Consider the following 26,591-nt stretch of genomic DNA (forward strand, 5'->3'; position numbering starts at 1 on the left):
GCCAAACGAAGTTAACAGTCATATTTAGGCCCATCCCAACTCATGCAGCTGTGCATCGTCAATACCGTAATAGTGCGCGATTTCGTGGATGAGTGTGACGCGAACTTCTTCACGCAGGTGCGTCTCATCGTTGCACGTGTCTAACAACGGTTCGCGAAACAATACAATACGATCCGGCAACTGCATATATCCGTAATCGGCACGGCCGGGGAGATCGAAACCTTCATAGACGCCCAGCACACCCTGCGAGCCATCATCCGGTCGATCTTCCACCGCAAAGACCACATTGTCCAAGCCTTCGACCATGCCTTCAGGCAGGGCATCGAGTTCTTCGCCGACGAGGTGTTCAAACTCTTCCAATGACATCTCAAGCGCTTGGTGCTCCAGGGCCAGGTCGCCATCTGCCAAGGCCTGCAGGATCATGGAACTCAACGGCGCAAGCCGATAGCCATCGGCAAGAGAAACCTGCCCGGGAGTCACCCATAGGAGTTCGGCAATTTCTGCTTGTGCTTGCACATTCGCTTTAGGCGGGAGTTTCGTTGCATACACCCGGGAATGCAGTGCGGTATCGGCTTCGTTAGCTGCAGGTGTGGTGAACTCTCCCAAGTCGATCAGGCCCTCAATGCTCAAGGCAACCTCAAGCTCTTCAGCGACCTCGCGAACGGCGGTTTCTGGGCCGGTTTCACCGGCCTCGGGTTTCCCACCCGGGAAGATGAACGCTGTGGTGCCGTGTTTGCGGACCAGTGCGACCTGGCCGTCGTCGCTGAGTAGTACAACGGCCGAGACGCTAATGGACGGGTGGGAGTGCTGTGCGGTCATGGAACTTATCTAATCACAGGCTGCGTGCGATGTTGTATGAGGCAACGGGTGAGCGATTATCCACCCGGCGTCCAAGAAACATACTCATCGAAGCTGCATCATATGCTTACCAGTCCCATCGACTACCAAATCACAACACCAGGAGATCGCCATGATTAGGGTCACATCGTATAGCCTTGGGTAGCAACACGTTTCGTCCCGGCGCTTTTATGAGCGTTTCCTGCAAGGAGCACCCCTTATGACCGACGTTCTATGGTTTTCCGAACTTGGCCTCAACGACCTCGAGCGAGTCGGCGGTAAAAACGCGTCGCTTGGCGAGATGATCGGCAGCCTCAGCGCAGCCGGGGTCAAAGTCCCAGACGGTTTCGCAACAACCGCGGATGCCTACTGGCGCTTCCTGCAAGAGTCCGGCCTCGACATGCGCATCGAGAGAATCCTAGAAGACCTGGACAGCGACAACGTAACAGCCTTGACGCAGGCAGGGACGCAAATCCGTGACCTGATCGTCCAGACGCCGTTCCCGGCCGGTTTCGAGAAACAGATCCGCACGGCCTACGCCACGCTGACCGATAAGCACGGCGCGGATACCGAGGTATCCTGGGCAGTGCGCTCCAGCGCCACGGCCGAGGACCTGCCCGATGCGTCCTTTGCCGGCCAGCAGGAGACCTTCCTGAACATCCGGGGCGTGGAGAATGTCTTGCGCGCAATCAAGGACGTCTTTGCCTCACTGTATAACGACCGGGCCATCGCCTACCGGGTCCATCACGGTTTCGCCCACGCAGATGTCGCCATTTCGGCCGGTATTCAACGCATGGTTCGCTCCGACCTCGGCGCCTCAGGCGTGATGTTCACCATGGACACCGAGTCAGGGTTCACCGACGCGGTATTCATCACCTCCTCCTACGGCTTAGGCGAATCGGTGGTCCAAGGCGCGGTGAATCCGGACGAATTCTACGTTCACAAGCCTGCCTTGGCTGCCGGTCGCCCTGCGATTCTGAAGCGCGGGCTTGGCGAAAAAGCCGTGCAGATGACCTACACCGAATCCCAAGAGGTCGGCCGGACCGTCGATTTCATGCCCGTTCCCTCGGCGCAGCGTCGTCGCTTCAGTCTCACGGACGAGGAAGTTCAGCAGTTAGCCCGGCACGCGGTGTCGATCGAAACTCACTACGGCCGGCCCATGGACATCGAATGGGGTAAGGATGGGGTGGACGGGGAACTATACATCCTGCAGGCCCGGGCCGAAACCGTTGAGTCCCGCAAGGCTACCGGCACCGTTTCCCGTTATACGCTCAACGAGCGCTCTGCTGTCCTGGCCGAGGGCCGGGCCATCGGCCAGCGTATCGGCTCCGGCCAGGTCCGCGTACTGAGTTCACACGACCAGATGGCTTCGTTCCAGCCCGGCGACGTGCTGGTGGCCAACATGACCGACCCGGACTGGGAACCGATCATGAAGAAAGCCGCCGCCATCGTCACCGACCGTGGCGGGCGCACCTGTCACGCGGCGATCATCGCCCGGGAACTGGGGGTCCCGGCAATCGTCGGTACCGGGGACGCTTCGAAGGTTCTGGCCGACGGTACTCCGGTGACCGTCTCCTGCGCCGAGGGCGAGGCCGGCTTCGTATACGACGGCCTGCTCGACTACTCACTGCAAGAGACGACCCTCGACACGATGCCGCCGGCACCGGTGAAGATCATGATGAACGTCGGCACCCCCGAACAGGCCTTTAGCTTTTCCCGGCTCCCGCACAACGGTATTGGGCTGGCCCGTTTGGAGTTTATTATCAACCGGCAGATCGGTATCCATCCCAACGCGCTGCTGGCCGTGGCCGGCGAGATCGAGCGCCCAGCCACCCTCTCGGATGATACGGTGCGGCAAATCCAAGAAAGCATCACGGCATACGACGGGCCGCGGGACTACTATGTGAAGCGACTGGCCGAAGGCATTGCCACCATCGCCGCGGCTTTCGCCCCCGAGCCGGTGATTATCCGGCTTTCGGATTTCAAATCCAACGAATACGCCAACCTGCTGGGCGGTCCCGCCTTCGAACCGGTCGAAGAGAACCCGATGATCGGCTACCGAGGCGCCTCCCGGTACCTCTCGGAGTCGTTCCGTCAGGCCTTCGAGCTTGAATGCGAAGCACTGAAGTACGCTCGCAACGAGATGGGCCTAACGAACATCAAGCTCATGGTCCCCTTCGTGCGCACCCTGGACGAGGCGCGCGGCGTGACCGAACTGCTTGCCGCCAACGGGCTGGTCCGCGGCGAAGACGGCCTGGAAATCGTCATGATGTGCGAGGTGCCCACCAATGCACTGCTGGCCGATGAGTTTCTGAACTACTTCGACGGCTTCTCCATTGGCTCCAACGACCTGACCCAGCTCACCCTCGGCCTAGACAGAGACTCGGCGCTGGTCGCCGAGGCGTTTGACGAACGCGACCCGGCGGTTGCCAAGCTCTTGGAAATGGCTATTTCCGCTTGCCGTGCACGTGGCAAGTACGTGGGCATCTGTGGCCAGGGACCCAGCGACCATCCGGACTTCGCCCAATGGCTCCTGGAGCAGGGCATCGAATCAATCTCACTGAACCCCGACGCCGTGATCGACACTTGGCTGCGCCTGGCCAAGGCCGACACCGGTGCTGAGATCTAAATGACCGATGTACACAGCAGGAACACCGCGGCGGCCGGTCAGCAACAGCCGGCCACCGTGGTGTTCTTCCTATCTGATAGCACCGGCGTCACCGCCGAAACGCTGGGCAATTCCTTGCTGACCCAGTTTCCCGACCACCGGTTCGAACGCCACACCATTCCCTTTATCGCTTCCGTGCAGGAAGCGGAAAACGTCGTGCAAGACATCGATGACGTCGCAGCGGCAGACAAGCGGCCGATTATCTTCTCCACGGTGGTCAACCCGGACATTCGTGCACTGCTGTCACAGAGCAGCGGGCACTTCATCGACCTACTCGGCAGCCACACCGCCCAGTTGGAGGACGCCCTGCAGACGACGGCGAGCCCAGAACCTGGCAGGGCTCACGGCCTTGGTGACGCGATCCGTTACCAGTCCCGCATCGCCGCCATCGAGTACGCCATTGAGCACGACGACGGACAGTCCATCCGCGCCCTGGAACGGGCGCAGCTGATCCTGATCGCCCCCTCGCGATGCGGCAAAACGCCCACCACAATGTATCTGGCGCTGCAGCACGGCATCCTGGCCGCGAACTTCCCACTGATCGATGAGGACTTTACGAGTCAGTCCCTGCCGGAGCCGTTGCGCCCCTTCGTGCGCAAATGCTTCGGGCTGACATTCCAGCCGATGCGGCTGAGCCAGATCCGTCAGGAGCGCCGACCGGACAGCACCTACGCCTCGTTGTCGCAGTGCAGTTGGGAACTGCGCAACGCCGAGGACCTCTACGCGATGCACCGGATCCCCTATGTGAACTCGGCGTCAATGTCGGTCGAGGAGATCTCCGCGACCATCCTGCAACGGATGAATTTATAACCATAACGATCTAGTCAACGGCCAGCTGAATCAGGGCACCTAGCCGTCGTGGTTGGTGAGCACACCGTCGAGCCCCTAATGGATGGGTTGTGGTGCCCGTCGGCTCATCTTTCGATCGGCAATGACCATGGTGGTCACCACGGCCGCGCCGATGATTGCCAAGAGGATGTTCAGGCCCAGTCCGCCGTCTATCGGTTGTAGGGCGCCGTCGTCATTTTGGTATGGCCACAGGGCGCGCAGGGCGCCGATCATGATGCCGGACAGGATGATCAGGGTCGTCGCGTGGTGGTGTTCGAGTAACCACTTCATGCACTGGACGATCACGACTGCACCGAGGGCAAGGCCTGCAAGGAACACTCCGAGATATCCCAGATCAAGGGTTTCGACCGCTCGCAGAGTGGGTTCATACAGTCCCAGGGTCAGCAGCACGAGTGAGCCGGACAGGCCGGGGAGCACAAGGGCTGAGACGGCGATCGCGGCGGCAGGCAGCACAATATACCAGTGCGGTTCTAACGCTAGGGTGGCAGGCAGCGAGAGCACCACAAAGGCAACCACGGCACCGGCAAGGAACATCACCAGATGGCGCCATCCGAGACGTTTATTGCGGTAGGTGACGTCGTCGCGGACCATGAGCAGCGGCACCATGACGGAGGCTGCGACCATACCAAAGAACAGCGAGCGCATGCGCTCCGGGTAGGTTTCATATAGGTTCACGACGGGGCCGGCGATCGTGAAAACGGCGGCGACCATGCCGAGACCCAACGGGATGAGCAGCCGCCAAGAAATGTGGCTCCAGTACTCGCGGGCATCGTCGCGTCGTCCACGGATCAGCGACAGGCCCCAGTGGATCAAGGCCGAAGCGGATTCGATGAGTTGTTGGTAGATACCCACGACCAAGGCGACCGTGCCGCCGGAGATGCCGGGGATGGTTTCCACAATGCCGATCAGCACGCCGCGGATGAGGTTGCCGATCAACGAAGTTTTTCTTTGGGGTGTTGGGGTCATCTACTCACAATCCTTTGAATCGGACCTAGATTAGTTGAACCGGCTGAGAAGTTACTCTATTACACACCGTATTGCACTGACAGCGAGCATCCGGGGCACCCATTGTGCTGGGCCTCGCGTGGTCGTAAGGTGTGAAACGACCCCACAGTTCAACGCGCTGCCCGAGTATGGGAGATGACGCTGATGTCTTTTCAGGCGTATCTAGATGCGATTGAGGACAAGACCGGACTGACTCCGCGGCAGCTAATCGAGATTGCCAAGAGTCACGGGTTTGACGGCACTGATGTCAAGGCCGGCGAGATTCTGGCCTGGCTCAAGGAAGATTATGGTCTGGGTCGCGGCCACGGGATGGCTCTGGTGCACGTGATCAAAAAGGGGCCGCAGATTGACGCAAAACATGTCGGGAGTACCGGTTCGCACCGTGATGACTCCGATACGTTGTGGTTAGACGGTCAAGCCACCAAACCTCAGTAATGCCTCGGCCCGAGCACTATGCGCTTGAGGTGCTCGGGCCGAGAAAGGTGCCGGTGCCGTGGTGTTATTGCGCTTCGGTGATGACGACGTCGTCTTTGACGCGCAGCCGTTCGCCCAGCAGACCGCCCAGGGCGGTCAGCAGCGAAACGATGACCAGCAGGACCACGGCCGGCATGACGCTCGGGGTCTCTTGGATTCCGGTTGCCCAGGTGGCAATAAACGGCAGGAAGCCGGTGAGCGCACCGGCCAGGTTGTAGCCCAGCGAGACGCCCGAGTAACGCAGTTCCACGGGAAACAGCTCGGCTAATAGTGCGCCGGTGACCGAGTAGGTGATGGTGAGCAGGCCGATGCCCGCTGAGATCGCCACCGTGATGGCCCATGGTTCGCCGGTGTCGACGAGCAGGAACAGTGGCCAGGCGGCCAATGCGGTTGCAAGCCCACCGATAAAGGTGACTCGGCCGGGGCCGAGGCGTTCGGCGACGCGGCCGAAAATCACGACGACGACGATCTGGACCAGTGCGGCAATGAGGGTCGCGTTGACGACCGAGGATCGTTCGACGTCCAGCACGGTAGTGGTATAGGAGATGACGTAGGTGTTCATCAGATAGAACCCGCCAACGCCTAACAGGGCAGCACAGATCGCGATGACCAGACGGCCAAACGCCTTCGTAAAGACAGCTGCCGCTGGGACTTTGGGGCGGTCATCCATCTCAGCTAGCTGTTCGAAGACCGGAGATTCTTCCACTTTCATCCGGATCCACAGCGCAACCGCCAGCAGTGGGAAGGCTGCCAAGAACGGCAGGCGCCAACCCCAAGCATTGACAGTGTCTTCGGGCATGAGCAACACCATGGCGAAAGCACCCGAGGACAGCAGGGTACCCACCGGGGAGCCCAACTGGACCATGGCCGCATAGCGGGCGCGTTTTTCTGGTGGGGCGTGTTCGATCGCGATCGTCGTTGCACCACCCCATTCGCCACCAACCGCCAGACCCTGGAACAGACGCAGCACGACCAGCAGGACCGGGGCTGCTAACCCGATTTGGTCATAGGTCGGCAGCATACCGATGATGCCGGTGGCGACTCCGATCAACACGATCGACAGGATCAGGGTCGGGCGCCGGCCCCAGCGGTCGCCGAGAATACCGAACACGAATGCACCGATCGGGCGGGCGGCAAAACCGACGCCGAAGGTTGCAAAAGATGCCAGCACGGCTGCAGTTGGGTTCAGTTCAGTGAAGAAGAGGAAGTTGAAGACGAGAGCTGCTGCGGTCCCGAACAGGAAATAGTCGTACCATTCTAGTGCGGTCCCGGCGAATGCGGCCCGCGCGATGCGCGCCACGTCCTTCGAGTTGACCTGCAGGCTTTCTGTCTGCGGTGAGTCATGTGACGCGGCGGCGGTTGACCCAGAAGTATTGGTCACGCGAGGCCTCCTTAAGGTGAGTAAATAATGACCCCAATATTTCGGCATGACCCACACCACTCGCAATGGGATCTTGCACTGCCGAGTTCAAGATTAATTGTGCATTTGCATCTTGGGTGATGCCAGGACCAGAGCTGCCAGGACCGCGTCGCGAGGGATTTTCACGTCGAGCCCGGTGGCCGCTTCGAAACTTCGCAGCCGGTTGATCACGGTATTGCGATGCCGGTCAACACGCACTGCGGTGTCTTTGATCGATCCGGTCTCAAGGAACTGGCTGATGGTAGTGATGACGTCGTCTAGTTCACCTGGCGGCAGGTGTTTGAGTCCGGCCAGGAAACTGTCTGGAAAACCTGGCAGTAACGACGACAGGGTGTCGGAAATAGCTGTCGGCCAGAGGGTTTCAATGCTCACCAACTCGTTGAGTTCCGGCTGGTATTCCAACAATCGGGTAAGTGCTGCCACGGCGTTGGGGACCGCTTCGAGTCCTGTGGTTCGAGGGACATACGCTCCGGCGTAGTTGTGAGATAACCGCACCAAAGATGCCCCATGTGATGTACGCTGTTGAATCAGGCAGTAGCCTGACCGGTAGGGGTAGCCCAAAATCTTGCCAGCAGCCAGTGGTTCGGCTAACGCCTCCTGGACTTCCAGCACCGCAGACTCATTGATCACCACGACCTCAAATTCAGCATTGACCTGTACGCTGAGCCCTTGAGCGATGACCTCCAGGCTGGCAGGGGTCAGCTGGCTGGTATTTAATAGTCGAGCCATATGTCGCTCGGTGGCGAGCCGCGCATCGCGGGCAATACGTGCGGTTTCTGCCAGAAATTCCAACTGGACTTCGCGAATATAGCGTTCAATTGTGGTGAGCATGGTCTCGGTGTGATCGACCAACACCGGCAACTCATCAGGGGCCATGGTCGCTCGGATACGCCGCCACAACACCACAAAGTCAAGGCGGATCGCGGCCATGAGATCTTCAATTTGAACCTTCTGGCGCGCGCGTCGCACTCCGAGCCGTCGTGCAGCATGCTGTTGGTGCTCAGTTAGCGGTTTGCCCATTATCCGGTCGAGAAGATAGCGAAACGTTTCGATCGCAGTGTGGCGTAGGTCGGTGCTTTCTACCTGGCCGTCCTCGTAGACGCCGCGTCCGTGCAGTTCGGTAAGAAATTCCTCGACTATCGATTCTAAGTCGTCGGCAACCCGCTGCACTATCGTCTGCCAGCTGGCGCCGGTGGTGATGTTACCACCCTGGGAGAAGACGTTGTTGGCGGACACTGCTTGGCGGTGATCGTTATGCATATGCATAATTCTACGGGGTTGCGTCTCACATTTTACCATTGCAGCCCGAGGCCAAGCTTTATTGAATCGGACTGGATGTAGTGGACGTTGGAAGGATGCTTGGGGCATGCGCTTGGACACGCTAATTTATAACGCTGAGGTTCTCACGGGTGATCGTGCTCGGCCCCGGGCCTCGCGGATTGGGATCTGGCAGGGGCTTATCGTAGGTCTCGATGAGCAACTGGATCCGTTACTGCAGGGTCCCGATGCGGCCTCCCCGCTCCAGGTATTTGATGCCAAAGGTGCCTGTATTGTGGCGGGCTTCAATGATGTGCATGCCCACAGCGTATGGTTTGGCCAGACACTTCTGGACATCGACCTCGCCGAGGTGACCACCCCCGATGACGTCTATGCTGCCATCGCACTGCGTATCGCCGATATGGAGGCTGACGAGTGGGTGATCTGTTCGAACTTCAACCCTTTGCAGCTGACCGGCAGTCTGGATCGTGATCGTCTCGACGGCGTCGCCCTCGGCCGCCCGGTGCTGATCAAACACCGTTCGGGCCACGCTTATACCGTCAACGGTGTTGCCCTTGGCCTTGCGGGCATTGACGAATACCCGACGACACAACCAGAAGGTGGCGAAATTGTCACCGATGATCGCGGCCGAGCCACCGGTCTGCTGGATGAAAACGCGATGCGCGCCGTTCAAGACCTGTTGCAGCCCGAAGCCTTCGGATCGGTGGCCGAAGCGTTGGCCGCTGCTTCCAAGCACTACCTGACCGAGGGACTCACCTCGGTGACCGATGCGGGCATCGCCGGTGGTTGGATCGGGCACACTCCTCGAGAATTCGCGGCCTACCAGCTGGCCGCCGACCGTGGGCTGCTGAAACACCGTGCCCAAACCATGATCACCATAGACGCGCTGCATGACTTGCCCGGCCATGCCCACGACCCGGCTGCCCGTGGGCTGGATGCCGGCATCCGATCGGGCGTGGGCGATGATCGCCTGCAAATCGGGCCGGTCAAAGTCTTCACCGACGGCTCACTGCTGGGCGCCACCGCCGCGATGACCGAAGGTTATGCGCACTGCCAGCACCACCACGGCTACATGCAGGGCGACCCCGAGACCATGCGCACCGCCGTCATCGAAGCCGCCGGCGCGGGCTGGGCGCTGGCCCTGCACGCGATAGGTGATGCGGCCATTGATTTTGCCATCGAAACCATCACCGAAGCCCGCCGCATCCACGGTCCCGGCCCGATGCCCGACCGCATTGAACACGGCGGCGTCGTCCGCGATGACCAAATCGCGCTGATGGCCGCCCAAAAAATTGTGCTCGTCCCCCAGCCATATTTCATTTCCGTATTTGGCGAGGGGATGTTGCACAACCTCGGCCCGGATCGCGCCACGCTATCGTATCCGGCACGCAGATTGCTCGACGCTGGTATGATCCTGCCTGGAAGCTCGGACCGTCCGGTCGCCCACGGGGCACCACTTGCAGTCATCCAAGCTTTCGCCCAACGACTTACCGAAGCAGGCAACCCGTACGGAAGTAACGAGCGCGTTACCGTTGCCCAAGCCCTGCACGCGTATACCGTTGGATCTGCTCGGGCAACCGGGTGGGGACACAACAAAGGCACCCTGGCCAACGGTTATCTCGCTGATCTGGTCGTCCTCGGCGCACATCCACTGGACGTGCCGGTTACCGAGGTCGCCCACATCCCAATCGTTGCCACCATGGTCGGCGGCGTCATTGTATACGGCCAACTCGATGCACACTAACCCTCAGGACCCCATGACATCACGAGATTTTTTGACTGACTTCCAGCACATGTCCGCCGTCGGTGCGACCGCAGGAGGCGGTGTGGACCGGCAAGCCGGCACAGCCGCCGATCTTGAGGTCAGGGCTTGGCTCCGCGACACCTTCAGCGCCATGGGGCTGAGTGAGCACCAAGACGCCATCGGCAACCAATTTGGCCTCAAAGAATACATCCCCGGCGCGCCCTATGTCCTGCTCGGTTCCCACCTCGACTCGCAACCGATGGGTGGAAAATACGACGGCGCCTACGGCGTGCTCGCCGCCGCCCACGCTGCCCACCGCGTCATGGAGAGAATCGCTGCCGGTCGCCTGAACCCATCATTGAACCTGGCGGTCGTTAACTGGTTCAACGAAGAAGGTTCCCGCTTCACCCCGTCGATGATGGGCTCCAGCGTTTACACCGGCGAGCTTGAGCTCGACGAAGCATTGGCCGTCACCGATAAGGCGGGCATTAGCGTTGCTGAGGCACTCGCTGACGAAGAGGTCCACCGCTGTGACACTGCGCCGCGCGCCGCATGCTACGCGGAGATCCACATTGAACAAGGCCCGATTCTCGAACGCGCCGGTAAGACCATCGGCCTGGTCGACGGCACCTGGGGTGCCAAAAAGTACACGGTGACCATCAAGGGCGAACAGGGCCACACGGGTGCCACCCCAATGGACCAGCGCAAAGATGCGCTCTACGGTGCCGCAAAGTTCATTGTTGCTGCCCGCGAGCTCGTCGACCAGTTCCCCGAAGGTCTGCTGCATACCTCAGTTTCGACCCTGGAGTTATTCCCGAATTCACCGGTCACCTACGCCGGTGAAGTCACAATCAATCTTGATCTGCGTTCGGTAGATACCACGGTATTAGCCGACGCCGAGGTCGTCTTAGCACAGCAGCGCAACGCGATTGAAGCCGTGGCCAGAGTCGAGATCACACAAGAGCTCACCCACCAGTGGGGTCTCATGCCGTATCATTCTGCCGGTTTGGAACTTGCCGAAGACGTCGTGCGTGAGTTGGATCAACCATTCCAGTACATCAAAACGGTTGCCGGACATGACTCCACAAATATGAAAGAACAAGTCCCCACCGTGATGCTCTTTGTGCCCAGCCGCGACGGCTATTCACATAATGAAAAAGAGTTCACCACCGATAAGGACATGCTGGCCGGCGTTGATATGCTCACCGGTGTGGCCGAACGTCTGATCACCGGTGAGCTGGTCGAAAACACGCTGTAGGGTCTAAAACTCCTCGTGGGTGGCCGGATCCATGTAGATCCGACCGCGTTCAAGACCATCGATCTCAGCTATATCCTGGTCATCGAGTTCAACGGTAAAGTGCAGGTTCGCACGCTGGCGTTCGGGATTCGACGACGCCGGCAACGGGACCGAGCCGTGGTGCACGTGCCAGGCCAGTACGACTTCAACCGGGGTTGCGCTGTGCTTTTCGGCGACCTTGGCTAACACCGGATCGTCGATCATGTCCGTCGTCCGCCCCAGGGGTGACCACGCTTGGGTTTGGATGCCGTGCTCTTTGTGGAACGCGCGTAGCTCGGCCTGCCCAAAGTACGGGTGCATCTCAACCTGGTTGATGGCCGGCATTTCACCGGATTCATCCGCCAGTCGCTGCAGGTGTTCAGGTAGGAAGTTCGACACTCCGATGGTGCGGATCAGTCCGGCGTTACGCATTTCGATCAGCGCGCGCCAGGTATCAACGTACTTGTGCTGGTTCGGCAGCGGCCAGTGGATCAATGCTGTATCAACGTAGGGCAGATCAAGGTCAATCAGTGAGCGAATGATCGAGGTTTTCGCCTCGTGGTAGCCCTGGAAACGGCCGGGGATCTTCGTCGTCACTGTGATGTCCTCGCGAGGCACATCCGCTTGGGCAATCGCCTGGCCGACTTGGACTTCGTTTTCGTAGCGCAACGCGGTGTCGAGGATACGATACCCCACTTCTAGGGCTGAAAGCGTTGCGGTGCGGTATATATCCGGGTTGTCTTTGCCGGCTTGTACAAGGGTTCCGAAACCAATAAGTTCTGAGCGCATGCAGCCAGTCTAGGCCCGCGAGCGTCACCCCACACGATTCGACTTCTTCAAGGGTAAAACGCGTACTCAACTCCCGGTTACCCTCTAGACTCGTCGCGTAGCCCGTGAGTCGGCGGAGCAACGATTGCTAAACCGGACAAGGTTTCGCGGCATCTGTACAACTCTTCCCACGAATCATTCGACTCATAAGCACCCCGGACGCATGTTGCTTTTGAGAGGAGACCTCATGACCACCGTCCGCTCCGCCATTTCCCGTAGCCTGTTGAGCCTTGTCACAGCCGTAGCACTGCTGCTCACCTCATGCGCCGCCCAGGGCCCTGCAGAGAATGCCGACGACGGCGCCAATGCAGCACCGTCGTCCACACCCGCTGAAGCCATCGCCAATGACGGCGAACTGATCGCGGAGGTGGACGATCCGGCTGAGCTCGAAGCATGCGTTCAGGCCGAGCAGCTCGAAGGTGCCACGGTCGAGTGGCTCGACGACGCCGTCTTTGAAGAACAACGCATTGAGGGCGTGGAGGCTCGCACCGTGGAAATCGAGGGTGCAGTGGTTGAGCTGCCGGGCGCACCCGAGATCGTAATTCCCGAACGGATAGCCCAGGCCGGATGCATTATTGAGTATCCAGCGCCGGGCGGATGCTTGCCGGCTGTGGAGATTTCGGAGGCGTTCATTCCTGGATACCGCGTTCCAGAGCGGCGACTCGAAGGTCTTGAATTGCCAGATGGTACGGTGCTTGAGGAAGCTGTTCAGGACAGCATTGAGGTCGAGGCCGTGCACATCGCCGGTGTTCGCGAAGACCAGGTGTGTCAGGCCGAGCCAAAGACTTCGGAAAACACCCAGATCGTGTCCAGCGTGGTCCGGCCCTCCATTGTGCGTCCTTATGACCTGTCCCCGACCCAAATCCAGCAGTATGATGCGCGCGGCGGTGGTGCATCCAATAGCGGAACCCACATCAATCTCATGGCGCTCAATCCGTATTCAACCAAGCCCCAATGGCTTCCGGCCGCCCATATTCCTGCTGATTATTTGGAATCCTATGTGGTTGAGGGCACCGAAAATACCGAGGTTGCCGAGCGCGACGAAGTCACCGCCTACACGACCGAAGGTGATGTGCTGTTCGATAGCGACGACCACGAGCTGCGCTCAGATGCGACCGCCGAGTTGCAGGCCATCACCGATGATATTGCCGAGCGCGGTGACGACGTCACCATCACTGTTGAGGGGCACACGGATAATCTCCCGTCGCAGAAATACACAGACAATACAGAGCTGGCGGAGCGCCGAGCGGGATCGGTGCTGCAGTGGCTGACCGATAATACCGATATCGCGGCCGGTGATATGACCGCCAAGGGATTAGGCGAAGAGCACCCTCGAGCGTCGAATTCCTCGGACGACGGGCGCCAGCAGAATCGTCGCGTGGTCATTACGGTGACTCCAAAGGATTATGACCCCAGCATTGACTACCAAGTGAACGATTCGCAGGCTCCAGCCGAGTAACGAATGCAATGACGCCGGCTGCACCAACCAAACCAATGCAACCGACGTCATTGTAAAAGATTACTGCTTCTTGCGCGGGAAACGCTGCTTGAAGTCTTGAGCGATGTCTTTCATGTAGGCAAATTCCACGCCCGGGTGCGATTGGAAATGATCGAAGAGTCGTTCCAACATCAACAGGACGTGAGGACGCCCGGAAACATCCGGGTGGATGGTCATCGGGTAAACAGCGTAGTCCATCTCGCGGTATACCCAGTCGAACTGGTCACGCCACATCTGTTCAATGTCGCGCGGGTTGACAAAACCGTGCGAGTTGGGGCTGGATTTGATGAACATCATCGGTGGGAGATCGTCGATGTACCAGGACGCCGGGATCTCTACCAGATCCGTTTCCTGACCCCGGACCAAAGGTTTCATCCATTCCTTGGCACTTTCGGCTTCGTAATCGATATTGGTCCAAGTGTCCCCGACGCGCACGTAGTAGGGCTCAAAATCGCGGTGCATGAACGAGTGGTCATACAACATGCCCGCTTCTGCGAGGATCTCGTTGGTGTGATGCGACATCTCCCACCACGGGGCCACATAACCGACCGGCGCGGTCCCCGCCCGTCGTTCGATGAGATCATAAACGTATTCGAAAACCTCGGTCTCTTGTTCTCGTGACATTTCAAGCGGGTTTTCGTGCGAATAACCGTGGTGCCCGATCTCGTGGCCGGCTTCGACAACCTGGTCAAATTGTTCTGGAAACGTCTCGATCGAGTGTCCGGGCCAGAACCAGGTGAACGGAATATTGCGTCGCTGGGCCAACTGCAACAGCCGTGGGACGCCGACTTCACCGGCAAATAGTCCCCGCGAAATATCGTTTGGGGAGTCTTCACCGCCGTAGGATCCTAACCAACCCCCGACGGCGTCCACATCCACACCGACTGCAATATAGATTTTCTTTGCCATAAGCTACCTCGACTCCTTACGTCGTCGCGCCATAATTAGGACGCTTCTTAGCCTAATCAGCAAGTCGGGTGGTAAGCCATGGTCTGAGGCAGGCAACTTCTTCTCACGGTATTCTCATTGTCTGCGCTAGTGGGTGGGTTCACCACTCTAAGCGTCACTTCACGCGCGGCCAGCAGCTAGAGCTACCCGCAGCCCAAAGTCCTCAGACTGCCGATGTGGCTTGCTCAAGCACTTCAGTCTTTGGGCGTTCCGTAGCAGCCGCGCTATATTGGCTAAATGCTCCACGGAAAGCTGCCGCAGGATGCGTTGCAGGCAGGCGATCCGCACCGGTGAGTCGGCCGCGCGGGTTTGTTCCTTGCTGTGGAGTAATTCCTCAGCAGATCGAGCCATGCCCCGACGCCGTAATTCGGGGATGATGTGTTCAATGAATTCGACATAGCTTCCGGGGAGCGTTGCATTGATGACGTTGATACCGTCAATGCCCGCGTCCTGCCACCGTTCGAGTTCATCCACGATCTGTTCCGGAGTTCCAGTGATGCGCGTTGCTTGGGCGCGGAACCGTGCCAGGTCGCGCACGGTCATATCCCCATCCGGCACCATTTTTTGCAGCTCAAGCAGGTGCCCGCGGGAACCTTCGGTGGTGAGTTCACCGATCGGAGTATCCAGCGGTAAATACCCTAAATCAACACCCAGGCTGCCCCCGGTGTGGGCGATCAGCGCGTGATCATCCAATGATTCGTCGAGATCGGCTGCTTTAGCGCGGGCCTCTGCCTCCGTGGAGCCCACGACGAACGACAAGCCTTGAATGAATTTCACATCGTGCGGGTTACGACCAAATTCGGCGGCACGGCGTCGTATATCAGCGGCCTGTTCCTCAGCCTGTTCGATGCGCGGTGCCATCGAAAACGTTGCTTCAGCGTGTTCGGCGGCAACCTGACGCCCCCGAGGTGAGGATCCGGCCTGGAAGAGCAGCGGCGTGCGCTGCGAAGATGGTGATGACAGGTGCGGCCCATCGACCTGATAGTTATCGCTGCAGTGATAAATTTTGGCGATCTTCGCCGGATCCGCGTGGAGCCCAATCCCGCGCTCATGCTTTCGGGTTTTATCCGCCAACAGGGCATCGTCTTCCCAGGAACCCTCCCAGAGTTTATAGCAAACTTCGAGATATTCTTCGGCAAGATCATATCGATCAGCATGCCGGGCTAGTCCCGGCCCGCCGTAGTTGCGGTGCGCGTTCTCCAGGGCGGAGGTCACAACATTCCACCCCACCCGGCCGCCGGTCAGGTGGTCTAAGGTACTCAGCTGCCGGGCAAACGTGTACGGATGGGTCTGGATAACCGATGAGGTCAGTGCCAGGCCGATGCGTTGCGTGGTCGCAGCCAAGGCAGATAGTAACACCAGTGGATCGTTCGCTGGGATCTGCAGACCGCGGCGAACATGCGAAGCCCAACCACCTTCGTGATCCCCATAGACGCCGACCACATCGGCGAAGAAGGCAATATCAAACCCACCGTCTTCGAGTGTTTTCACTAACTCCACCCAGTGCGAGAGCTCATTGAAGCGGTGCTGTTGTGCCTCGTCACGCCGCCAAGCACCGCCCAAAATATGGCTGGTGGTATTCATCATGAATGCTGACAGAATCAGCGGGCTGCGCTGCAGGGAAGAAGACTGAGGTGACAAAGCGGATCGCTCCTTTGAAATACTGCGTGTGGCGTTTGTGGTGGTTATTTTTGGGTGAAGTTTTCCCAAGGGTCAGCAATGTTATCGGTCGTGTATTCGTCGGTGAATGCGACCGACCCCTCCAGGTATTCCGCGAACCAGTCTTGGACCTGCGGGGAATGATAGGCCTGTTGCAATGCCTGAATCTTTTCACTGTCCTCGGTGCCGGGTTGGACACCGACGACGATCGAGTACGGCAGCGACTCATCGAGCTCTGGTTCCAGCTCGAGGGTTATCTCATCAAGGTCGTAGTCGGCTTCGACCACCATGCGAACAAATGAGAACCCGGCGTCGACGTCGGGCAGGGTCTGCGCGGTCGATTGTTGATCGACTTCAATGAAGTCGAAGTCGTGTGGATTATCGACGATGTCGTCCTGTGACAGCTGGGTGACATCAACAGATTCATCGATTTCTAGCAGTCCGGCATCGGCGAGGATCTTGATGCCACGCCCGTTATTTGCGGTATCGACTGGCAACGAGATTTGGGCGCCGTCTGGAAGCTCATCGAGGCTGTCGTATTGCAGCGAGAACAGCCCTGCTGGAGCGTAGTAGACCGAGAACGCCGGTGCCACGTCGGTGTCATTATCCTTGTTGAACTGACGCAGATATGCAGCATTCTGGAAGTAGTTGGCGTCGTATTCGCCGCGTGAGACCACTTGGTTTGGTTGAATAATGTCGGTGACATACGTGGTGTCCAGTTCCCAACCATCTTCGGCCAAGACTTCTTTGGCGATCTCAGTCGGTTCTTGGTACGGCGCCGATTCTGTCACGATTATTCGGATCGTACGGTCTTCAACTTCTTGCACAGACGGAGCCGCTTGGGTCAATCCGCAGCCACCCAGTGCAAATGCCGCCAGGCTCAGGCTGATAACCCCAAAGTGACGCTTGGTTTGAAAAATATTTTGCATAAGAAGTCTTCTTTCAATCACTCTGCGGTGAATTCTGCCCAGATTTCCTGGGCATTATCGATGGTGATGTCATCGTTGTATTCGATGGCGCCGTCAAGATAGTCCGCAAACCATTCCTGCACTTCAGGGGACTGATACGCACGTTGCAGTGCCCGGGTTTTTTCAGAGTCCTGTTCCCCCGGCTGCACGGCAATGACGTTGGTGTACGGACGGCGCACGTCATCATCGTCTTCTAAAGCCAGGGCCACGTCGTGCACGTCATGACCTGCTTCAGCGACAAGACGAGCAAACGCGAAACCGGCATCCACATCGGTCAGTGTGTGGGCCGATGATTGCTGATCAATTTCAATGAACTGAAAATTCTTGGGGTTATCGATGATATCGGCTTGGGATAGCTCGGTGACGGGTACGGACTCATCGATTTCGAGAAGACCGTGATCGGCCAGCAGTTTGATGCCACGCCCGTTATTGGCGGTGTCCACGGCCAATGAGATTTCCGCGCCGTCAGGTAGCTCTTCGAACGAGTCGTGCTGCAGGGAGAAGATCCCGGAGGGCTGGTAATAGGTCGAAAATGCAGGTTCCACCTCGGTGCCGTTATCTGCGTTGAATTGTCGTAGATAGGCCAGGTGTTGGAAATAGTTTGCGTCATATTCACCCTGGGAAACCACTTGGTTGGGCTGCACAATATCTGTGACGTAGGTGGTCTCGAGCTCCCAACCATCTTCGGCAAGCAGTTCTCGAGCAATTTCGGTGGGTTCTTGGTAGGGGGCAGATTCAGTGACGATCAAGCTGATGGTTTTGTCTGCGGCGCCACTATCGGCGGAATTTGCTTGTGTCACACCGCAGCTTGTCAGCGTCAGGGCTGCTAGGGCACCTAGCGCGGCGGTGATTTGATGGCGGGTGCTGGATGTGATTCGGGTAGTGAAAAATGGCATGGCAAATCCTCGAGAGGTCGATAAGAGTGTGAGTAGTCGGTGTGGTCTAGAGACGTTTGTCGGTCACGCAAGCCAGTCGATTGCCGCCCAGCTGGACCGCGGTGACCAGTAGCACCATGAGTATGACGGCGATGACCATAACCGGAGTCTCGTACCGGTAGTAGCCATAACGGATCGCAAAGTCACCGATCCCGCCACCGCCGACTAATCCGACCATTGCTGAGTAGGAGATAAAGCTAACGGTGGTGATGGTGATGGAGCCGATGATGCCGGGTTTGGCATCGACGAGCAGCACGTTGCGGATGATTTGCCTGCGGGTTGCTCCCATGGCTCGGGATGCTTCGACCGCGCCGGTACCCAGTTGGGTGATGTTTTGTTCGACGAGGCGCGCGAAATACGGGATGGCGTTGATCGTCAGTGGCACGATAGCGGCTGCGGTGCCGACCGTTGTTCCTACGACGAATCGGGTGAAGGGAATGATGGCGATCAGCAGGATCAGGAATGGAAACGATCGCAGCATATTCACCAGGCCACTGACGAATGCATGCAATTTAGGTTGCGGAGCGATCGATCCGGGGGCGTGGACAAAAAGCCAGATACCTAACGGGGTGCCAAGTAACACGGCGATGGGGATGGCCACCCCGATCATCGCGAACGTTTCGAGGAGGGCTTGGATGAGTTCGGGGCGAAGTTCGATAATCCGTTGCATTAGTCGCGCCCTCCTGCCACCGCAACTGGCTCACGATCAAGTGCCCGTTCGACCCCGGTCACCGCTGTGACTGGAGTCAGGGTGTCTGCACTCGTCGGGGCACGGTCCACTTGGATGCCATCGGATACCAAGTATTTACCGATGGCGGTCGCCGGCTGGAATTGCGGGTCGTGGAGTTGCAGTGCTGGGAACCGTTCCACGATTCGGCCGGATTCCATCACTGCGACGTGATCGGTCAGTGCTTTGACGACTTCCATTTCGTGTGTCACCACGACCACGGTGATGCCGAGTTCGCGATTAATATCGGCAAGATACTGCAGGACAGTCGCGGTGGTAAACGGGTCCAGTGCTGAAGTTGGCTCATCGCAGAGCAGAACGCGCGGGCGGGTGGCCAGGGCTCTGGCGATCGCCACCCGTTGTTTCTGACCGCCCGATAGGTGCGCCGGATACGCATCGGCTTTTTCTGCGATATCGACGATGCTTAACGCCTCGGCGGCACGTTCGCGACGATCACGGCTGCCCTTCACCCCGGCGAATTTCAGCGACAGCTCAACGTTTTGTGCCACGGTGAGGTTGTTAACCAGGTTGAAGCCCTGAAAAATCATGCCAATCTGATGACGGGCTTGGCGGAGCTCTTCGTCATTGAGCTGGGTGAGGTCCGTGCCGTCAAGCAGAACTTGCCCCTGGGTTGGGCGTTCCAGCAGGTTGATATTGCGCAGGAGCGTTGACTTTCCGGCACCGGAGAACCCAATAATGCCTTGGATACTACCCTTTGGAATATCCAGGCTGACATCGTCAACTGCTGTAACAGGAGTTTTGCCACGCGCGGTAAAGACGGTTGAAATATTGCACAAAGAAATCATCGATCACTCCATTGTTCCTGGCAGTAGCACCGTCCAACTTGGTGAAACAAGGTGGTGGTTGCTGCGACGTCAACGAGCCAGATCTCTCGGTCGCTCTGAATGGTTTGCATGTGAAACGGTACCCGATCTTTGCTTCACCTCACAATGTCTCGGCCTACCGACGTGTCACATTGAGTCACAGAGCACACCGCATGGCGGGGTGACAGCGCCAACAGTGAGCAGCTTTGGTGGCCCATCAGCAGGACTTGACGTGGACCGCTACTTTCTGGCTATAGTAGGCACCGGACACGGGGTGCGCCGCCCGGCGCTGAGAACATACCCGCTGAACCTGATCTAGTTCGAACTAGCGAAGGGATGTTTATCGGTGCATTCTCACACCAGCATTTTTCTGCACGGTCTTAGCAGACCAAGCCTTTCACCTAGCTGCCGATGGTCTTCCGTGCTGCGCATCGGCCGGTCATACTCTGAGCACCCGCCCGATTCACGGTGGCTCAAGACGCCCTGCTTGACTTCATAGCGTGCCGACAGCGGCCCCCAAGCCTTGCATGCCAATTTGGCTCTCCTCAGTCACCCTTCTATGTGCACCCGGCGTATTCAGCGCGTCCGCAGTGACTCCCGTTGCAGGATGTTGTTCCCAGCATGCTGCCGTGCACAGCCACGTCCTATCAAGCTGCCTTGCGCAGCCACGAAAGTGAGATCACATGCAACTATCACAACAACTTGTTCTGGTCACCGGCGGCGCCCGTGGCTTGGGCAAACGCATCGTCAAGGCGTTTGCCAGCCAAGGAGCTCGGGTCGTGATTAACTACCACCAAAGCCACCAAGCGGCCCAACAACTGGTTGAAACGCACGGCCCAGACCGCGCCCTCGCGGTGCAGGGCGACGTCACCGACCCAGCACAGGTCACGGCAATATTTAAAACCGCCCAACACCATTTCAACGCCCCCATCACCACGGTGGTTAACAACGCGCTGATGGACTTTTCGTTTAACGGGGACGCCCGCCCGCATCCAACAGATATTCGTTGGGAACATTTCGAGGCTCAACTGGCTGGCAGTGTTCGGGGCGCACTCAACACGGTCCAGGCGGCGCTTCCCGGCATGCGCGACCAGGCATTCGGTCGCATCATCAACATTGGGACCAATCTGTTCCAACACCCCGTAGTGCCCTACCATGACTACACGGCAGCAAAAGCCGCTCTGTTATCGCTGACTCGCACATTGGCCACGGATCTTGGACAACACCAGATTACGGTCAATATGGTGTCAGGTGGTCTATTGCAGACCACCGATGCCAGCGCAGCAACCCCCGATGAGGTTTTTGACCTCATCGCCTCATCGACCCCCTTGCGGAAAGCAACGACCCCGGAAGAGTTTGCTGATGCCATCATGTTCTTCGCTTCTCCGTGGGCCAGGGCCGTCACCGGCCAAAATCTGGTCGTTGACGGCGGCCTTGTGATGAACTAGGACGAGATTTCTGTGCGCGAACTGCATTTCAACCTCTTTCTCCACGGCTGCGGGCACCACCAGGCGGCCTGGCGCCATCCAGCGTCCGCGGTCGAGCAACTGACCGATATCACCTACTATGAGCGCCTAGCGCAAACAGCCGAAGCTGGGCTATTCGACGCGGTGTTCTTTGCGGATGGACAGTCTGTGGGTGCCCCATCTGCAGGTCCACTGTGGAGTTTGGAACCGTTGACCACGCTAGCCGCCATGGCCCGTAACACCACCCGTATCGGGCTCATTTCTACTGTGTCCACCACCTTTCACTCGCCTTTCCACGTGGCGAGAATGCTTGCCTCGCTGGACCACATTAGCCACGGGCGGATTGGTTGGAATGTGGTGACCTCAATGTTCGATGCAGAGGCACAGAATCATTCGATGGACGGGATGCCACCGAGTGACAAGCGCTATGCACAGGCTGCGGAATTCATTGATGTCGTAACTGCCCTGTGGGATTCCTGGGCTGATGATGCGGTGCTGGCTGACCGGAACGGGCTCTTCGCTGATCCCACCAAGCTGTATCCGGTGGATCACGTCGGCGAACATTTTCAGGTGGCAGGACCTTTAAATATTTCGCGCGGCCCCCAGGGCCGCCCAGTCTTGTTTCAGGCTGGTGCCTCAAAGGCAGGCCGCAATCTGGCGGCACGCTATGCCGAGGGGATCTACGCGGTAGCATACGATCAGACCCAGGGTCAGGAATATTATGCCGACCTGAAAACACGGATCGCCGGACAGGGTCGGAACCCGGCCACGGTCGCCATCATGCCTGGGCTGGTCACCTACCTGGGGTCTACCGAGGCTGAAGCCCGAGCACAACAAGCAGAAATTGATCAGCTGCTGCCTGCCACCCAATCCTTAGCCCAGTTATCTACGTTTCTTGGGCAGGACTGCAGTGACTGGGACCTTGATATGCCCGTTCCCGACCTGCCGCCGCCTGCTGAATTCGCTGGCCCACAAGGTAGGTATGCCACGATCCTGCGGATTATTGAAACAGAGCGCCCCACGGTTCGCCAACTGCTGGGCAGACTGGCAGCGGGCGGTGGGCACTGCACCATGGTGGGGACGCCCGAGCAGGTGGCTGATGCCATCGAATGTTGGTTTAGCACAGGTGCCGCCGATGGTTTTAATCTGATGCCCCCGCTGTTGCCTGGCGCAATAGAAGAGTTCATTGACCGGGTGGTTCCCATCCTGCAGCGTCGGGGTTTATATCGCACCGCATATACGGCGTCCACTTTGCGAGGCCACCTCGGACTGGAGCGGCCTAGCGTCTGAATGTAGAGCGTTCCAAAACCAGCCTGACCACCATATTTCAACTCGACTTGCGGGCACGGGGTGCGCTGTTGCAGCGCTGAGACAACACCCGTGGAACCTGATCTAGTTCATACTAGCGAAGGGATGTCCATAGTGACTTCACTGAACCTTGATGTTGTTCCTCGCGTATTATCCATCGCAGGAACTGACCCTTCTGGCGGTGCCGGCACCGCTGCAGACCTCAAATCCATTACCGCAGCCGGCGGTTACGGGATGGCTGTAGTGAGCTCACTAGTGGCTCAAAATACGCACGGGGTGCGGGCTATCCACACCCCGCCGACCACGTTTCTTGCCGCACAACTCCAGGCAGTGAGCGACGACGTCACCATTGACGCGATGAAAACCGGCATGCTGGGCACCGCAGAGATTATCGAAACCGTGTCTGCCTGGCTCGATGACCATCCACCACAGGTTTTGGTGGTAGACCCGGTCATGGTAGCAACCAGCGGCGACCGGCTGATTGATCGGCGCGCAGAGCATGCCATGATCCAGTTCTGTACTCGGGCCACACTCGTGACTCCAAATATCGACGAGCTGGCGGTCCTGACCGGCGCTACCCCGGCCACGAACGAATCCGAGGCCATTGCCCAAGCATCCGACTGGGCCGCCACCACCGGGGTTTCAGTGCTCGTCAAAACCGGCCATCTCACCTCCCGCAGGATCACGAATACCTGGGTCGGTCCCGAAGGTGTGCGCACTTCGGCCTATGCCACCCGCCTTGCGGTGACCAGTACACACGGCACCGGGTGTTCCCTGTCTGCAGCGCTTGTCACCCGGCTTGGTGCCGGAGATGATCCGGCCACCGCGCTCTTGTGGGTCACCGATTGGCTCCACGAAGCCATCCAACACGGTGAAGCGCTCAATGTCGGCACAGGGCAAGGGCCGGTAGATCATTCCTACCGATCACGACGCAGCCTGGTGGAGACACCACCAACAGCGTCCAAAAATCCATCCGAGACGCCGTCCCTGAATTTGATACAGGGTGAGGTTCGATGACACAACTTCCTACCGCGACCTCAACATCGTCGACTAGACTCAGCGATCTGCCACCGGCGGGTCAGGCTGCGTTGCGAGCCGGGGTGGTTGGCAACTGGATTGACAATATTCATGTGTTCCTGCCATTAACCGCTCTAGCACCGGCCATGGTGGTTCTGGCGGGTCCCACGACCGGTGCATCAACCGCCGCACTGGTGGTGGTCGCAATGCTGTTTGGACGCCCCCTAGGTGGCGTGATTTTTGGGCGACTCGCTGACCGGTTCGGCCGAACTCGGACCACCCGCATAGCCATCGGCGGCACTGCTGCGTGCGCACTGGCCATTGCCCTGCTGCCCACATATGACGTGCTGGGTAGCGGGACCATCGTTTTGATCTTGGCGTTGCGGTTCCTCGGTGGGATCTTTGTGGCCGGCCAATATTCAGCAGCTATTCCGCTGGCGATGGAGTGGTCTACCCCGCGCCGTCGTGGCCTCATGAGCGGGCTGATCCTTTCGATGGCGCCATGGGCCCAAGCAAGCATCGCGCTGGCCGTAGCAATACTGTTGCTGGTGCTAGGCCCTGACGCGTATGCCGCGTGGGGTTGGCGGGTCCTATTTGTCCTCGGGGCGATGTTGTCGCTCGGTTTACTGCTCTATTACGGTCGCCAGGTCACCGACGCCCCGATATTTGACCGCCATATCCAACGGGATCGGGAACAACCAACCCAACCACGGACACGGCTGCGCGACATGCTGGTGGGTACGTGGGCTTCAGCGTTCTGGCAGGTGTTTCTGCTGATGACCGGGTTGTGGTTGCTGACCAACAGCACGGTGCTGCTACTCACCGCACGGCTGGCAACTGATGCCGGCCTGTCGGACACGCGAGTCTCTGTGACGATTGGCATCGCCACGATTGCCCAGGCACTGGTTATGGCACTGGCGGGGCATCTATCCACCTACATCGGGCGACAAAAACTCTTCGTTATCTGGGGGCTAAGCGCCGTGCTGGTGGCTCCGTTCATCTGGCGGCTGGCGGTGACATCATCGTCATTGAGCCAGGCAATCTTGTGTACAGCGGTGCTTCAGGTGATCACGGTCGCCGCCTACGGTCCTGTATCGGCGTACCTTTCCGAGCGGTTCCCCACCGAGGTGCGCTCCACCGGCTATGGCATGGGCTATAGCCTATCCCTGGTGCTTCCGGCGTTATATCCGTTCTATCTACCGTTGATTGAACCGGTGCTGGGACGACACGGTTCAGTCATGGCGATGGTTGCGCTGGGCGGCGCCCTGGTAATTGTTGGTGCTCTACTTGGCCCGCGCTTAACGCCCCGAGAGATCGATCAGCAACTGGACGTCGTGGCCGCGACCTTGGCAACCGACCGATACAAGGGCGGTAGGCTATGAGCCCTGATCCTGACGTGCAAGGCATCGCCAGTGTGCTGAATGCGGTGCGTGAGCAGCAGCCTGTGGTGCATTGCATCACCGCGACCGTTTCGATGGGCATCGTGGCCGATGGGCTACTCGCCGCCGGTGCACGACCGATGATGACCGAGACCATGCACGAAGCACCCGTCCTGACGACCGCCGCCGATGCGTTATTGGTCAACCTGGGCACTCTGAGCAGCGATGCGATGGAAGGTATTCCGGCAACCGTGGAGGCCGCGGTTGCTGCCGGGCACCCGTGGGTTCTTGATCCCACGGCCATCGGGATAGCTCCGGTCCGGACGCCGCTGGCTCGCACCCTGTTGGCTTCTCGCCCAACGGTGGTGCGCGGCAACGCCTCAGAAATATTGGCCCTGGCCGACGCTGGGCCGGGCGGACGGGGTGCTGACTCACGTGCCACCCCGGACATGGCCCGGGATGCGGCTGTGACGATCACCGACCGCACCGGTGGTGCTGTGGCAGTGTCCGGTGCGGTGGATTTGATTGTCGACGGGTCCCAGCAGCGTCGAGTGCACCGCGGAACCCGAATGCTCACCCGGGTGACCGGTACCGGGTGCTTACTGGGTGCGCTGACTGCGGCGTGTGCTGCGGTGAGTCCAGACCGGTTCCTGGCGGCCGTGGCTGCCACCACGTGGCTCACCCTGGCCGGCGAAATCGCACTCGAGCGTGCCGCAGGTCCCGGATCCTTTCGGTTACATGTACTTGATGCGTTAGATGAGGTTGGACAATGAACCTAGAGTTCCGGTGCTATCTGGTCACTTCCGGTACCGATCGAAGTACAGTTGATACTGCAGCACAGGCAGCTCGCGCTGGCGCCGGGATGGTTCAGGTCCGGGCCAAAAAAACGTCCGCAGCCCAGTTGCTCCAGCTGACCGTGGCTGTCGCCGAGGCGGTGGCTGAGGCAAATCCGCAGACCCGTGTAGTGGTCAATGATCGTGTCGACATCGCCATGGCGGCCCGACAGCGCGGTGCCGCTGTGCACGGGGTACACCTTGGTCAAGAAGACCTACCGGTCACCGATGCTCGCACCCTGCTGGGCGGCGAGGCAATCATCGGGTTGTCCGCCGGGACCCTAGAGCAGGTTCGACAGGCAGATCAGTATCGTAAAATCATCGACTACCTAGGAGTGGGGCCTTTTCGACCCACTCCGACCAAAGACTCGGGGCGTGAACCCCTGGGCCTGACCGGCTATCCAAGAATCGTAACAGCGACACAGCTGCCGGTCATAGCCATTGGGGATGTCACACCGCAAGATATTGGTGAGCTCGCCGGAACCGGCATCGCCGGGGTGGCTTTAGTTCGTTCGATCATGCAGGCGGCGCAGCCCGGCCGTGTGGTGCACGATGTTTTAGCGGCATGGCCACCGGAGAGGCCTGGCTCCAGTCGACAATCTTGACGGACCTCCCTGGGTATTCTCGCGCGAGGTATTCAAGAGTGTTGT

General features: G+C 59.0%; 23 protein-coding genes, 1 pseudogene and 3 riboswitches. Of the genes and pseudogenes, 12 read left to right on the plus strand and 12 right to left on the minus strand.

The window, feature by feature from the left end:
• Window positions 1–24 precede the first annotated feature (24 nt).
• Together FB556_RS13605 and FB556_RS13610 are read right to left on the minus strand one after the other, a co-directional pair.
• On the minus strand, window positions 25–366 hold the full coding sequence (locus tag FB556_RS13605) for a metallopeptidase family protein (protein WP_246057209.1): 342 nt from the start codon (window positions 364–366) through the stop codon (window positions 25–27).
• Window positions 367–468: 102 nt separating this feature from the next.
• Window positions 469–819: pseudogene (locus FB556_RS13610) on the minus strand (NUDIX hydrolase); the annotation flags it as partial.
• A 238-nt stretch (window positions 820–1,057) separates the two neighbouring features.
• Here FB556_RS13610 and ppsA point away from each other — a divergent pair.
• The gene (gene ppsA, locus FB556_RS02770; protein ID WP_141864532.1) at window positions 1,058–3,466 is read left to right on the plus strand and encodes a phosphoenolpyruvate synthase; all 2,409 of its coding nucleotides are present in this window, start codon (window positions 1,058–1,060) and stop codon (window positions 3,464–3,466) included.
• Window positions 3,467–4,315 (plus strand): pyruvate, water dikinase regulatory protein, encoded by an 849-nt coding sequence (locus FB556_RS02775; protein ID WP_141864534.1) that lies wholly within the window; start codon window positions 3,467–3,469, stop codon window positions 4,313–4,315. It begins immediately after the preceding gene.
• A gap of 75 nt (window positions 4,316–4,390) precedes the next feature.
• Here the strand turns inward: FB556_RS02775 and FB556_RS02780 are convergent, their stop codons facing one another.
• Window positions 4,391–5,320 carry a DUF368 domain-containing protein gene (locus FB556_RS02780; protein ID WP_141864536.1) on the minus strand — a complete coding sequence of 310 codons (930 nt, stop codon included), beginning with the start codon at window positions 5,318–5,320 and terminating at the stop codon, window positions 4,391–4,393.
• A gap of 183 nt (window positions 5,321–5,503) precedes the next feature.
• On the opposite strand from FB556_RS02780, the gene FB556_RS02785 reads away from it, so the two are divergent.
• Window positions 5,504–5,794 (plus strand): DUF4287 domain-containing protein, encoded by a 291-nt coding sequence (locus FB556_RS02785; protein ID WP_141864538.1) that lies wholly within the window; start codon window positions 5,504–5,506, stop codon window positions 5,792–5,794.
• Between the two features lie 64 nt (window positions 5,795–5,858).
• Here the strand turns inward: FB556_RS02785 and FB556_RS02790 are convergent, their stop codons facing one another.
• Both FB556_RS02790 and FB556_RS02795 read right to left on the minus strand, forming a co-directional pair.
• Complete coding sequence (locus FB556_RS02790) at window positions 5,859–7,214, minus strand: MFS transporter (protein WP_246057167.1); 1,356 nt, start codon at window positions 7,212–7,214, stop codon at window positions 5,859–5,861.
• 93 nt (window positions 7,215–7,307) lie between these two features.
• A complete protein-coding gene (locus FB556_RS02795) occupies window positions 7,308–8,513 on the minus strand; it encodes an RsbRD N-terminal domain-containing protein (protein WP_170200338.1) in 1,206 nt (401 codons plus the stop codon).
• Between the two features lie 106 nt (window positions 8,514–8,619).
• Here FB556_RS02795 and FB556_RS02800 point away from each other — a divergent pair, with 106 nt between their 5' ends.
• Together FB556_RS02800 and FB556_RS02805 are read left to right on the plus strand one after the other, a co-directional pair.
• Window positions 8,620–10,275, plus strand: a complete 1,656-nt coding sequence (locus FB556_RS02800; RefSeq protein WP_141864543.1) for an amidohydrolase — start codon at window positions 8,620–8,622, stop codon at window positions 10,273–10,275.
• 13 nt (window positions 10,276–10,288) lie between these two features.
• Complete coding sequence (locus tag FB556_RS02805) at window positions 10,289–11,533, plus strand: M20 family metallo-hydrolase (protein WP_211343958.1); 1,245 nt, start codon at window positions 10,289–10,291, stop codon at window positions 11,531–11,533.
• Between the two features lie 3 nt (window positions 11,534–11,536).
• On the opposite strand, the gene FB556_RS02810 is transcribed toward FB556_RS02805, so the two are convergent.
• Entirely contained in the window at window positions 11,537–12,340 is an 804-nt protein-coding gene (locus FB556_RS02810; protein ID WP_141864547.1) for an aldo/keto reductase, read from the minus strand.
• 226 nt (window positions 12,341–12,566) lie between these two features.
• Here FB556_RS02810 and FB556_RS02815 point away from each other — a divergent pair, with 226 nt between their 5' ends.
• A complete protein-coding gene (locus FB556_RS02815) occupies window positions 12,567–13,838 on the plus strand; it encodes an OmpA family protein (protein WP_170200339.1) in 1,272 nt (423 codons plus the stop codon).
• Window positions 13,839–13,898: 60 nt separating this feature from the next.
• On the opposite strand, the gene FB556_RS02820 is transcribed toward FB556_RS02815, so the two are convergent.
• From FB556_RS02820 to FB556_RS02845, 6 genes are all read right to left on the minus strand, one after another.
• Window positions 13,899–14,786 (minus strand): polysaccharide deacetylase family protein, encoded by an 888-nt coding sequence (locus tag FB556_RS02820; RefSeq protein WP_141864550.1) that lies wholly within the window; start codon window positions 14,784–14,786, stop codon window positions 13,899–13,901.
• Window positions 14,787–14,945: 159 nt separating this feature from the next.
• Complete coding sequence (locus FB556_RS02825; RefSeq protein ID WP_342774645.1) at window positions 14,946–16,466, minus strand: NtaA/DmoA family FMN-dependent monooxygenase; 1,521 nt, start codon at window positions 16,464–16,466, stop codon at window positions 14,946–14,948.
• A 44-nt stretch (window positions 16,467–16,510) separates the two neighbouring features.
• Window positions 16,511–17,413 (minus strand): MetQ/NlpA family ABC transporter substrate-binding protein, encoded by a 903-nt coding sequence (locus tag FB556_RS02830; protein ID WP_141864552.1) that lies wholly within the window; start codon window positions 17,411–17,413, stop codon window positions 16,511–16,513.
• A 17-nt stretch (window positions 17,414–17,430) separates the two neighbouring features.
• Complete coding sequence (locus tag FB556_RS02835; protein ID WP_141864554.1) at window positions 17,431–18,348, minus strand: MetQ/NlpA family ABC transporter substrate-binding protein; 918 nt, start codon at window positions 18,346–18,348, stop codon at window positions 17,431–17,433.
• Between the two features lie 46 nt (window positions 18,349–18,394).
• The gene (locus tag FB556_RS02840) at window positions 18,395–19,057 is read right to left on the minus strand and encodes a methionine ABC transporter permease (protein ID WP_141864556.1); all 663 of its coding nucleotides are present in this window, start codon (window positions 19,055–19,057) and stop codon (window positions 18,395–18,397) included.
• Entirely contained in the window at window positions 19,057–19,920 is an 864-nt protein-coding gene (locus FB556_RS02845; RefSeq protein ID WP_141864558.1) for a methionine ABC transporter ATP-binding protein, read from the minus strand. The genes FB556_RS02840 and FB556_RS02845 overlap by 1 nt, the downstream gene beginning before the upstream one ends.
• Before the next feature lie 5 nt (window positions 19,921–19,925).
• A riboswitch (SAM riboswitch) is annotated at window positions 19,926–20,026 on the minus strand.
• A 172-nt stretch (window positions 20,027–20,198) separates the two neighbouring features.
• A riboswitch (TPP riboswitch) is annotated at window positions 20,199–20,292 on the plus strand.
• 329 nt (window positions 20,293–20,621) lie between these two features.
• On the opposite strand from FB556_RS02845, the gene FB556_RS02850 reads away from it, so the two are divergent.
• From FB556_RS02850 to FB556_RS02875, 6 genes are all read left to right on the plus strand, one after another.
• The gene (locus FB556_RS02850) at window positions 20,622–21,386 is read left to right on the plus strand and encodes a 3-oxoacyl-ACP reductase (RefSeq protein ID WP_141864560.1); all 765 of its coding nucleotides are present in this window, start codon (window positions 20,622–20,624) and stop codon (window positions 21,384–21,386) included.
• Window positions 21,387–21,392: 6 nt separating this feature from the next.
• A complete protein-coding gene (locus FB556_RS02855; protein WP_141864562.1) occupies window positions 21,393–22,694 on the plus strand; it encodes an LLM class flavin-dependent oxidoreductase in 1,302 nt (433 codons plus the stop codon).
• Window positions 22,695–22,740: 46 nt separating this feature from the next.
• Window positions 22,741–22,835, plus strand: a riboswitch (TPP riboswitch).
• Window positions 22,827–23,729, plus strand: a complete 903-nt coding sequence (gene thiD / locus FB556_RS02860) for a bifunctional hydroxymethylpyrimidine kinase/phosphomethylpyrimidine kinase (protein WP_246057168.1) — start codon at window positions 22,827–22,829, stop codon at window positions 23,727–23,729. Its footprint overlaps the riboswitch before it by 9 nt.
• On the plus strand, window positions 23,726–25,111 hold the full coding sequence (locus FB556_RS02865; RefSeq protein WP_141864564.1) for an MFS transporter: 1,386 nt from the start codon (window positions 23,726–23,728) through the stop codon (window positions 25,109–25,111). The genes thiD and FB556_RS02865 overlap by 4 nt, the downstream gene beginning before the upstream one ends.
• Entirely contained in the window at window positions 25,108–25,881 is a 774-nt protein-coding gene (gene thiM / locus FB556_RS02870) for a hydroxyethylthiazole kinase (RefSeq protein WP_141864566.1), read from the plus strand. Before FB556_RS02865 ends, thiM begins: the two co-directional genes overlap by 4 nt.
• Window positions 25,878–26,546, plus strand: a complete 669-nt coding sequence (locus FB556_RS02875; RefSeq protein WP_141864568.1) for a thiamine phosphate synthase — start codon at window positions 25,878–25,880, stop codon at window positions 26,544–26,546. Before thiM ends, FB556_RS02875 begins: the two co-directional genes overlap by 4 nt.
• The last annotated feature ends 45 nt before the right edge of the window (window positions 26,547–26,591 follow it).

It is taken from the genome of Enteractinococcus coprophilus, from assembly GCF_006716305.1.
Taxonomy (GTDB): Bacteria; Actinomycetota; Actinomycetes; order Actinomycetales; family Micrococcaceae; genus Yaniella; species Yaniella coprophila.